This window comes from Streptomyces sp. NPDC002785 (assembly GCF_040295565.1).
Lineage (GTDB): Bacteria > Actinomycetota > Actinomycetes > Streptomycetales > Streptomycetaceae > Streptomyces.
Genome location: NZ_JBEOVN010000067.1, coordinates 22965 through 33350, shown reverse-complemented (window position 1 = coordinate 33350; position 10386 = coordinate 22965). Strand labels below are relative to the sequence as shown.

Sequence of the window (10386 nt, the reverse complement as noted above, 5' to 3'; positions counted from 1 at the left end):
GGTGGAGCCATGAATCCCACCGCAAGACCGCACGAGCCCGCACCGTCGAGGACCTCATCGCAGCGTAACCAACCGGCCACCCGACAGGCTCTAAGGCTTTGCCCGCACCCGCGCCGCCACCCACGCCCCCACCAGCGCCACCCCCGCCATCGGCAGGAAGACCACCGCGAACGCCCCCGGATGAGAGCCCGAGGCCCCCACCTCGGCCGCCCCGTGCACGGCCCCCACCGTCCCACCGCCGAGTGCCGCGAAGGCCGCCCCGCCCGCGGCCAGCAGCAGGACGTTCGACAGTCCGTCGGAGATCTGGAGGGCAGCCGAGTTCGCCCCCGCCTCCTGGGGCGCCGACAGCTTCAGCAGCAGCACGCTCGTCGATGCGATCACCATGCCCATGCCGAAGCACCCGAAGGCCCAGGCCACGGCCACGGTCCAGACGGGCACCGCCTCGATCAGCACGGACGGCGTGGCCGCGATCGCAGCGGCGACCAGCACCATGCCGCCCACCATCAGGCGTTCCCGGTACAGCTCCAGGCGCGGCCGGGACTGTACGTACGAACCCAGCGCCCAGGTCCCACCCCCGGCCGCGAGCGAGAGCCCGGCCAGCGTCGGGCTCAGCCCGCGCTGGGTCACCAGCATCAGCGGTACGAACGACTCGGCGGCGATGAACGACCCGGCCGCCACCCCGCGCAGGAGCACCACCGAGGGCAGCCCGCGCGCCGCCCGGCCGGTCCCCGGGGGCAGCAGTCCGCGCACGGCGGGGACGAGCAGAGCGACCCCCGCGACGGCCGGAAGCAGCGCGAACCAGTTCCGCTCCTGCCCCGCGTACTGGAGCAGCCCCGCCCCCACCGAGATCCCGAGCGCGAGCACGATGCGGCGCCGGTCGTACGGCTCGACGGGTGCCGCCGGATCGGCCGGCCCCGACGCCCGGCGCCGTATCGCGGGCAGGGCGAGCGCCAGCGGGAACACCACGAGCACGGGGATGCCGATGAAGACCCACCGCCACCCCAGGTGCTCGGTCACGCTCCCGGCGGCGAGCGGCCCGACGACGGACGGGATCACCCAGCTCGCCGCGAACGCGGCCATGATCGACGGCCGCAGACGCTCCGGATAGGCCCGGCTGATCACCACGTACAACGCCACGATCACCAGCCCGCCGCCGAGCCCCTGGACGGCCCGCCCGGCGATGAACATCCACATGCTGCCCGCCGTACCCGACAGCAGCAGCCCCGCCCCGAAGGCACTGATCCCGGTGGCGAGCGGAGCCAGCGGCCCGCGCCGGTCCGCCCACTGCCCGGAGAGCACCATGGCGAACAGGCTGGTGGTGAAGTACGCGGAGAACGCGAAGGCGTAGAGCGGAATGCCGTGCAGCTCCCGGGCGGCGACCGGCATCGCGGTCCCCACGGCCGTCGCCTCGAAGGCGATCAGGAACACGACGGAGACGATGCCGACACTCAGCGCCCGATAGGTCCGCCCGAGCACCCCTCCGGATTCGACGGCGACAGGGGTGTTCACGGCAAGGGGCGCGACATCGACGTCGTCACGCGGTTCCAGGGCACTCATGAGCCCAAGAGTAAGGGGCAAGATCTGATCTGGCCCCTGTCGCAAGGTGGTCCGCCGCCCGTCCGTTGGTCGTAGGACCACAAGCCGATCGTGAACGCGGTATGGCATTCGCATGACGCCCCGACCCGCACCCTTGAGCGGCGCGGACACCCGCCCGTACGGTCGAACCACAGCAGGGAACACACGGCCGTGTGCCCGAGTGGTTCAGGGGCTCGACTGCAACTCGAGTTACACCGGTTCGAATCCGGTCACGGCCTCCAAGCGGAAGAACCCGAAAAGGAACGGCTGCTGGAAACTGCCGGGCGGGGGCAGCCGTTCCCGTGTGCACAGGCCCCCGGTTTCGCGAGTGCTGTTCACTTACTCAGGCAGAGCGCGCGGGATTTACAGCGCATTGGTGCACTCCAAATCCGACCGTGACGATCTTGTCGCGGGCAGCCCGGCCCGCCGCGTCGCCCCTTCAGACCCGTCAACCAGCCTCCGCCGCACCTGCCACCCGCGCCCGCCCCAGCCCCGCAAGCACCGCGTCGACCGTCTGCTCCACGCTCTGCCCGGTCGTGTCCAGCCAGAGCCCGATCCGCGGTGTCTCCTCCCGCAGCACCCGGTCCAACGCCTCGACCGTCCACCCGGCCCCGTAACCGTTCTTGCCCCGCCCGGCCTCCCGCGCGGCAACGGCGTGCGGCTCGGGGGCGAGGACGACGACGTACAGCGGCCTGGTCCGTACGAGTTCGACGTACGCGGCCAACTCCTCCCCCAGCACCACGTCCTGCACCACGGCGGTCCAGCCCTCACCCGCGTACGTGTCGGCCGTCATCGCGGACAACCGGTACCGGAGCCGGAGTTGCGCCACGGCCTCCTCGTACGCCCCCGGCACCATCTCGGCCTGCCCGGACACCACCATCCGCCGGAAGACGTCCCCCCGGACATGGACAGCCCGCGACAGCCGCTCGGCCAGGGCCTGGGCGACGGTGGATTTACCGGAGGCCATCACGCCTGTGATGAGGACGACGGCGGGGCCGGGTTCGTCGCGGTTCGCACCCCGTTCGTCGCGCTCCTGCATCACCACGTCGTCGTCCACTGCTCTCTCCTCAGGCTTGGCAGGATGGTCGCTCGGGCAGACGTCAGTTGGTGTTCGAGTCCGCACGCGAACGAACCGGCGGACCTGCCAACGGACTTGTCGGCTGACTTGTCGGCGTACGGGAATGGCGCTGCTGCCGGAGTCGGCAGCAGCACGAAGCAATCCCGACGTCAGCCGGTGACGGCACCCGCCAGGAAGGCGGTCCACGCGGTGGGGGCGACGGCGAAGGTGGGACCGTCGACGACCTTGGAGTCACGGACATGGACAGCGTGGGGGCAGGCGGCAACCTCCACGCACGCCTCGCCCTCGTTGCCGCTGTAGCTGGACTTGCGCCAGTCGTAGGCGACTTCGACGCAGGCTTCGCCCTCGTTGTTGCTGTAACTGGACTTGAACCAGGAGAGCTCGGGCCCAATGGTCACAGTTGCCTCGCCTTCGTTTCGATGATCTCCGCCGACTTCCAGGGATTGAGCGCCTGGGCCCGCAGGATGCCGAAGAGGTCGAACGTGTCACCCACCTGCTCCGGCCTGGAGATCAACCTACCGCCGCCCTGCGCCTCCACGTACACCAGATTGCGGCCTTCCGCCGTGCACATCAACTGCATGGGCCCCATCAACCCCGCGTGGGTGTGCTGATCCGAGGGCACCACCTGCACCGTGAGGTGGTTCATCCGCCCCATGCACTCCAGCAGATGCAGCAACTGCTCCTTCAGCACCTCCGCGCCACCGAGCGTCCGGTCCAGGATCGACTCCTCGATGACGAACCCGACGTACGGCGGAGGCGTGCGCATCAGCACCGCCTGCCGTTCCAGCCGCGCCTCGACGTGCCGGACGATCTCGTCCTCGGTGTACGCGGGTTTGCGTGCCCGGTACAAGGCGTACGCGTACGCCTCCGTCTGGAGCAGCCCCGGAATCAGCATCGTCTCGTACGCGCTGATGACCCGCGCCTGCCGTTCCAGCCGCGCCCAGTCCAGGAACTTCGCCGGGTACTTCTCCTCGTCGATCAGCTCGACGCACGCCTTCAACGCACCGCCCGCGACGAAGACCCGGTCCGCGTCGGCCAGCAGCTCCAGCGACGGGATGCGCTCCGCCCGTTCGACCGCCCCCATCAGCGACTCCGAGATCAACAACTGGTCCGCAGCGTCCTTCTGCGTGAGCCCGGCGCGCACCCGGTGGATACGAATCAGGTCCCCTTGATGGCGCAGTTGGCCCCGGAGGAGGGCTGAGGCGGGCGCCCGGATGCGCCATTGCACTGTGCCATGTCACATGGTTCACTCGCGGGCAATGAAGCCGGCTCGGGAGGTGCCGGGTGTCCGCACAGTCGATCGAGGAGACCTTTGCCGCGCCGGCTGAACCCCTCTGTGGCCATGGTCTGACGGCCCGCCCCGCTGTCCCGTATCAGGATCGGACCCCAACATGACCATCACCGACATCCGCACCGTCGACTATCACGCTGGCGGTGAGCCGTTCCGGATCGTCACCGACGTGCCCGGGATCGCGGGCGACACCGTGGCGGACAAGCGTGTGAGCGCGATCTCCGATCCCGGGATCGACGGGCTGCGTGCCCTGCTGTGCTCCGAGCCCCGCGGCCACGCCGACATGTACGGCGGGTTCATTGTTCCGCCCGACGACGCGGGGGCCCATTTCGGTGTGCTCTTCTGGCACAAGGACGGTTTTTCGACCGCCTGCGGTCACGGCACCATCGCTCTTGGCGCGTGGGCGGTGCGTAGCGGCCGGGTTCCGATCGATCCCAGCGGGGTCACGGAGGTGGTGATCGACGTGCCCTCGGGGCGGGTCCGCGCCCATGTGGCCACCGACGGCGACCGGGTCGTCAGCGTCGACTTCGTCAGTGTTGCCAGCTACGTCCTGCACGACGAGGTGGCGGTCCCGACCTCGCGCGGGGAGGTCCGGTGCGGGATCAGCTTCGGCGGCGCGATTTATGCTCACGTCCCGGCCGCAGCGGTCGGCCTCGACGTGAGTGTGGCCTCGCTTGCCGCGCTGATCGAGCTGAGCCGCGAGATCAAGGGCTTCCTCAACCCCACCGCCTTCGCCGGGCACCCACTCGACGACAGGCTGAGCGGCATCTACGGCGTCATCTATATCGACGACCAGGGAATCGGCCCGGACGGCAGCCTGCGGCAGCGCAATGTCACCGTGTTCGCCGACGGTGAGGTCGACCGTTCGCCCTGCGGGTCGGGCACCTGCTCGCGGGTTGCCGCGTTGCATTCCACCGGCCGGCTCAAGCCCGGCCAAGTGCTCGCGCACAGCTCGATCACCGAGGCGACCTGGCTTGCGCGGGTGCAAAGGACCACACACGAGGCAGGCCGGGAGGCCGTGGTGCCGGTGGTCACCGGCCGGGCCTACCAGACCGGCGAGCACCGGTTCGTCGTCGACCCCGACGACGACATGGTGCCGGGTTTCGTGCTTCGTTGAGGGGAAGTCACAGTGTCAGCGCTCTATGGCAGTTAGGCGCTGGAGTCGGCCGCAGGGAGGCCGCATGTCCTCGGCATTCTCCGAGGGAAATGTGGAATTCGCCTCGATGGCGGCAGCGCCCGGAGACGGCACCGAAACCGATGCGGTCTCCGGGTCGCACCCGCAACCCGGAGACCGCCATCCGTACAGGGCTCAGGACTTGGGGGGTGCCACAGCCGCCTGGGGTCTGATCGGAAGGCGGTTGATCGGGCGGCCGGTGGCCGCTCGCACGGCTGCGGCCACTGCTGCCGGGGAGGTCACCACAGGTACGGCTGACGCGGGCTTGGCGCCGAAGGGGGCTACCACGTCGCGTTCTTCGATGAGTGTGACGATGCGAATGTCCGGTGTGTCCAGGGCCGTCGGCAGTGCGTAGCCGGTGAGGTCGGGGTGACGGATCAGGCCTCGGGTGGTGCGGAGGTTCTCGGTGAGGGCGGCGCCGATGCCCAGGGTGACGCCGGCCTCGATACGGGTCGCCAGCTGGGACGGGTTGAGGACCCGGCCGACGTCCTGGGCGATCGCCATCTCCACGACCCGTACTGAGCCGAGTTCGATGTCGACGTCCACCACTGCGCGGATCGCACAGAAGGCGAGGCCGACGAAGGCGTCGCCCTGGCCCGACTCGTCCAGGGGTTCCGTCGGGTGGGGGCGGCACTGGGCGGTGGCCCAGAGTTCCTTGCCGGCCATCTCTTCCGTGACGGTCGTGGACAGCACCCCGTCGTACGAGGTGATCTTGCCGCCGGAGATCTGCAGCAGCTCCGTGGACATGCCGAACTTGTGGGCCAGGGGCTGGAGAAGCTGAGTGCGGACCATCTTGGCGGCGCGTTCCACCGCTCCGGCCGAGACCCAGGTGTGGCGGCCGTGCGTCGCCGGGCCCGCCGGGGGCTGGTCGGTGTCGACGGACGCTACGTGGACCTCTTCGATGCCCAGGGTCTCCTGGACGACCTGGCGGGCGAGGGTCGAAAAGCCCTGGCCCGTCTCGACCGCGGCGCAGATGACCGTGGCGATGCCGTCGTGGATCCTGACCGTGGCGGTGGAGACCTCGTCGGCGCCCTCCGCCCCGAGCATGTGGACCATGCCGAGCCCATAACCGACCCCTCGACGCACCGCACCGGGTTCGCCCGCGCCCTCCGGGCCGCCGGGAAGCAGCCAGTCGTCCTCCGGGGCGTCCTTGGGGAGGGCGGGGAGGGGGAAGTCCCTTACAGATTCCAGGAGTTCGGCTACTGGTGCCGGGCAGGTCACCGTCTGGCCGGTGGGGAGGATGTCGCCGGTGGACAGGGCGTTACGGAGGCGCAGTTCGGCCGGGTCGATGCCCAGCTTGGCGGCCAGCTTGTCCATCTGGCCTTCGTACGCCGCGCAGACCTGCATCGCGCCCTCGCCGCGCACATGGCCGGACGGCGGGTTGTTCGTACGGACCGCCCAGCCCTCGATGAAGGCGTGCGGGACGACGTACGGGCCACAGGCGAACGCGACGGCCGCGGCCAGCGACTCGGACGAGTCATCGGCGTACGCGCCCGCGTCGAGCAGGATCTGCGCCTCGACCTTCACCAGCCTGCCCTCGGCGTCCGTGTGGTGGCGGTAGCGCAGCAGCGTCGGGTGGCGGTGGGCATGTCCGAGGAAGGACTCCTCGCGGGTGGCGGCCAGTTTGACCGGGCAGCCGGTGCGCAGCGCGAGCAGGCCCAGCGGGAGCTGGAAGCCGGGGTCCTCGCGGTCGCCGGTCGCGCCGGGGACGCCGGTGACGACGACCTTCACCCGGTCCGGTTCGAGGCCGAAGCAGGCGGCGGCGAGATCGCGGTCGGTGTGTGGGTCGGTGGAGGCGGTGTAGATCTCCACGCCGCCGTCCGGGCGGGGCACGGCGAGTCCGGCCTCGGCGCCGATCGGGGCCGGGTCCTGACGGCCGATGCGGTACAGGCCCTCGACGATGACCTCGCCGGTGGCCTCCGGATCGCCGTAGCGCAGCGGGATATGGCGGATCAGATTGCCGTCGGGGTGCAGCGGTTCGGCGGCGAAGGCCTTCTCCGGGTCGGTGACCGGTTCGAGGACCTCGTACTCGACGACGATGGCCGCGGCGGCGAGACGCGCGGTGTCGGGGTGGTCGGCGGCGACCGCGGCGATCGGCTCGCCGTGGTGGCGGACGAGGTCGGAGGCGAAGACCGGGCGGTCGACGACCCTGCGGCCGTACGCGCTCTCCCCGGGGACGTCCTCGTGCGTGATGACGTCCCGTACCCCCGGCATCCCGACCGCGCCCGAGGTGTCGATGGACAGGATGCGGGCGTGCGGGTGCGGTGAGCGCAGGACGGCCGCCCACAGCAGGCCCTCGGCCCAGAGGTCGGCGGCGTACGGGAAGGTGCCCTCGGTCTTGGCACGCGCGTCGGCGGGCGGGAGGGAGGCTCCGAGCCCGAGTGCGGGCGGCTCGGTGTCGGGGCCTTCGACCGGCGGGATGGTGATCCGTGTGCTGGTCGCGTTGGCAGCGGTGGCTGCGTCGTTGCTCACGCCATGCCTCCGTCCTGCAGGTGCGGCTGAACGCTACCGGCGCCGGGGGCCGCCTGGTGCGGGATGTGGGCCTCGTCGGACTCCGGGGACGAGGAGTCCGACGAGGCGGGCTCGGCGGTCGCCTCGCGGCCTGCGATGACCTCGTTCACGGCGTCGAGGACGCCCCGGTAGCCGGAGCAGCGGCAGAGGTTGCCGCAGAGCGCCTGGCGCGTCTCCAGTTCGCTGGGGGCGTGGTTGCCCTCCAGCAGGTCGTGGACGGTCATCGCCATGCCGGGGATGCAGAAGCCGCACTGGACGGCTCCGCACTTGGCGAGGGCGCGCTGGACGTCCGACGGCTCGCCGTCCACCGCCAGGCCCTCGACCGTACGGACCTCGCTGCCGGCCGTGGTCGCCGCGGGGACCAGGCAGGAGGCGACCAGACGGCCGTCCACCTGGACGTTGCAGGCACCGCACTCGCCCTGCGAGCAGCCGTCCTTGGCACCGGCGAGACCGAGGCGCTCGCGGAGCACGTAGAGGAGCGACTCGCCGATCCAGGCATCGGTGACGGGGCGGTCGGCGCCGTTCACATGCAGGACGTAGGAGGCGGCGGGGTGCTCGCTGGGGAGCGGTGAGGCTTCCGGCGGGGTGTCCAGTGGTGGTGCGTCCGGCGCCGTGCCCGGCTCGGAGTCGGGTGCCATGTCGGCCGGCGGCTCTGCCGGGTGGTGCTCGGACGTGGCCTCCACCGGGTGCTCGGCCGGAGTGTCGGCCGCCAGGGCGGTGTCGGGGGCCGGGGTGGTGTCGGGGGCCGGGGTGGTGTCAGAGGCAGGGGCCGTGTCGGGGGGCGGGACCTGTGCGAGGTCCACCCCGAGAGCGGGAGTGTCTCCGGCAGCGGGCACGGATACGGGGCCGTCCTCAGTGGCCGTTTCCGGTGCTGCCTCGGAGGCCTGGACGCTGTCCACGTACGCGGAGGGCTCCACCCCAGGTGCGAAATCGGCTCCTGGCGCGTGCTCCGGCTCGATGTCCGCTCCGGATGCCGACTGCTCCACCGCGGGCTCGGGCTCGGGGTCCACGACCGGCTGCTGTGTCGCCCACGGAGCGGGCGCACCGCCCGGCAGCGTGGCCGGTGGGGTCCGGTCCGCGTACCACTGGGGGGAGGCCGGAGCCGAGGCCGCGAACTCGCCGGACTCCTCGGGGAGATCGCCGCCGGCGACGGGGATCGTCCACTGGCCGGTGTGGCCGTCGGGGCCGACATGCTCACTGGGTCCGGACTGACCGCCGTGATCGGACTGACCGCTGTGGTCGGACTGACCGCTGTAATCGGCCTGACCGCCGTGATCGGACTGACCGCTGTGGTCGGCCGAGGCAATGTGGTCAGCCGGACCACTGTGGTCGGCGTGACCGCCGAACTCGGCGGACTCGGTGAAGTTCCACTGGCCCGTCGCGGCCGGCGTCTCCTGGTACTGCTCCTGCTGCGGGTACTCGTACTGCGGCTGCTGCTGGTTCGGGTCCGGCCAGTGCACCGCGTCGGGTGCCGGCTGCTCCGCTCCCGTGGCCCGCTCCTGCTGACTCTGCGTCTGCACGACCCAGCTGCCCGTGGCCGCCAGGTCGAGTCCGGCCACTGGGGTCAGCGGCAGGATCATCGGCGGTACGTAGCCCTGGCCGGGCGCGGCCAGCGGGATGTTCGCCAGGTCCTCCGGCGGCAGGTGGACGAAGGCCGTCGCATCGGCGTCGTACTCGCCGCCCTGCGGCGTCGGCTGCCAGCCCCCGTGCTGCGGCTGCTCCCGCTGCCCGTGCTGATCGTTGCGGTCCTTATTGCTCACGACAGTGCCCTCCCCAGCGCGCGTCGGGCCAGCGCGGCGACGGTCCGCCGCAAATGCAGTACGGCGGGGGGCAGCGGTGGCGCCTCTCCCCCGTCGACGGGCGGTGCCTGGTCCGGGATGCAGGCCGCGGCGACGTACTCGCCGAAAGCGGCCAGCGCGTCGGGTGCCAGGCCCCGTTCGCCGTCCCAGTCGATCAGTGAGGCGATCCAGCGCTCGGCCTCCAGCGGCCGCAGCGGCATCGGCGCGATGGCGCCGACCGCGCAGCGCACCCCGCGCCGGGCCGGGTCGAGGACTATCGCGACGGATGCGGTGGCGCGGCCGGGGCCGGTGCGGCCGGTGGCTTTCAGGAAGACCTGCGGGGCGTGCAGCAGCGGTACCCGGACGAAGCCGATCAGTTCGGCCGGTTCGAGCATCTCGCGGCCTGCCAGCAGGTGCGAGACCGGGATCTCGCGGCGGGCGCCGCCGGGGCCCGCGATGACGAGTTCGGCCTCCAGCGCGGCGAGCACCGGCAGGGCGTCACCGGTCGGGGCGGCGGTGGCGATGTTGCCGCCGAGTGTTCCGGCGTTACGGATCTGGGGCGGGCCCGCGGCGCGCGCGGACGCGGCCAGAGCGGGAATGAGGGCGGCGAAGTCGGGCCGCCCCATGCGTGCGTGGGTGAGTCCGGCGCCGAGCAGGGCGTGGCCGTCCTGGTAGTGCCATCCTCGGAGCTCGCTGATCCGGCCGAGGCCGACCAGCCCCGAGGGGCGCAGCAGCCCCTTGTTGACGGCCGACATCAGGTCTGTACCGCCTGCCACAGGAACGGCGGCGGGCATGGCGCCCAGCGCCGCCACGGCCTCGTCGAGCGAGGCCGGCAGTGTCACGGACTGCGTCGCCTGCGGTGCGTGCGTGGTCAACCCAGCTGCCCCTTCCCGGTGTCCCGGCGGTCCGGCTTGTTTCGCCGTACGGTACGTGCTCAAAGCCTGGACGTAGCAACTCTGGCACATCTTCCGACCGGTCC

8 protein-coding genes and 1 tRNA gene are annotated in these 10386 nt (G+C 71.4%); 2 read left to right on the top strand and 7 right to left on the bottom strand.

Annotation, left to right across the window (positions count from 1 at the left end):
* Positions 1–90: 90 nt before the first annotated feature.
* Positions 91–1557 (bottom strand): MFS transporter, encoded by a 1467-nt coding sequence (locus ABTZ94_RS18065; protein WP_351202038.1) that lies wholly within the window; start codon positions 1555–1557, stop codon positions 91–93.
* Between the two features lie 185 nt (positions 1558–1742).
* Here ABTZ94_RS18065 and ABTZ94_RS18060 point away from each other — a divergent pair.
* A tRNA-Cys gene (locus tag ABTZ94_RS18060) sits at positions 1743–1817 on the top strand.
* Between the two features lie 206 nt (positions 1818–2023).
* Here ABTZ94_RS18060 and ABTZ94_RS18055 read toward each other — a convergent pair.
* From ABTZ94_RS18055 to ABTZ94_RS18045, 3 genes are all read right to left on the bottom strand, one after another.
* Entirely contained in the window at positions 2024–2614 is a 591-nt protein-coding gene (locus tag ABTZ94_RS18055; protein ID WP_351202040.1) for an AAA family ATPase, read from the bottom strand.
* Positions 2615–2802: 188 nt separating this feature from the next.
* Positions 2803–3045, bottom strand: coding sequence for a DUF397 domain-containing protein (locus ABTZ94_RS18050; RefSeq protein WP_351202039.1), 243 nt, complete (start codon positions 3043–3045; stop codon positions 2803–2805).
* Positions 3046–3047: 2 nt separating this feature from the next.
* Positions 3048–3881 (bottom strand): helix-turn-helix domain-containing protein, encoded by an 834-nt coding sequence (locus tag ABTZ94_RS18045; RefSeq protein WP_351202037.1) that lies wholly within the window; start codon positions 3879–3881, stop codon positions 3048–3050.
* Positions 3882–4044: 163 nt separating this feature from the next.
* On the opposite strand from ABTZ94_RS18045, the gene ABTZ94_RS18040 reads away from it, so the two are divergent.
* Complete coding sequence (locus tag ABTZ94_RS18040) at positions 4045–5061, top strand: proline racemase family protein (RefSeq protein ID WP_351202036.1); 1017 nt, start codon at positions 4045–4047, stop codon at positions 5059–5061.
* 192 nt (positions 5062–5253) lie between these two features.
* On the opposite strand, the gene ABTZ94_RS18035 is transcribed toward ABTZ94_RS18040, so the two are convergent.
* From ABTZ94_RS18035 to ABTZ94_RS18025, 3 genes are read right to left on the bottom strand one after another with little or no spacing between them, the layout of a single operon-like run.
* Positions 5254–7590, bottom strand: coding sequence for a xanthine dehydrogenase family protein molybdopterin-binding subunit (locus ABTZ94_RS18035; protein ID WP_351202035.1), 2337 nt, complete (start codon positions 7588–7590; stop codon positions 5254–5256).
* Positions 7587–9389, bottom strand: a complete 1803-nt coding sequence (locus tag ABTZ94_RS18030) for a 2Fe-2S iron-sulfur cluster-binding protein (RefSeq protein WP_351202034.1) — start codon at positions 9387–9389, stop codon at positions 7587–7589. The genes ABTZ94_RS18035 and ABTZ94_RS18030 overlap by 4 nt, the downstream gene beginning before the upstream one ends.
* Positions 9386–10282 (bottom strand): FAD binding domain-containing protein, encoded by an 897-nt coding sequence (locus ABTZ94_RS18025; protein ID WP_351202033.1) that lies wholly within the window; start codon positions 10280–10282, stop codon positions 9386–9388. Before ABTZ94_RS18025 ends, ABTZ94_RS18030 begins: the two co-directional genes overlap by 4 nt.
* Between the last annotated feature and the right edge of the window lie 104 nt (positions 10283–10386).

What these genes read in the sequence shown, in the direction of transcription:
- ABTZ94_RS18065 (WP_351202038.1), bottom strand. Translation starts at nt 1,557, where the DNA reads ATGAGTGCCCTGGAACCGCGTGACGACGTCGATGTCGCGCCCCTTGCC.
- ABTZ94_RS18055 (WP_351202040.1), bottom strand. Translation starts at nt 2,614, where the DNA reads ATGCAGGAGCGCGACGAACGGGGTGCGAACCGCGACGAACCCGGCCCC.
- ABTZ94_RS18040 (WP_351202036.1), top strand. Translation starts at nt 4,045, where the DNA reads ATGACCATCACCGACATCCGCACCGTCGACTATCACGCTGGCGGTGAG.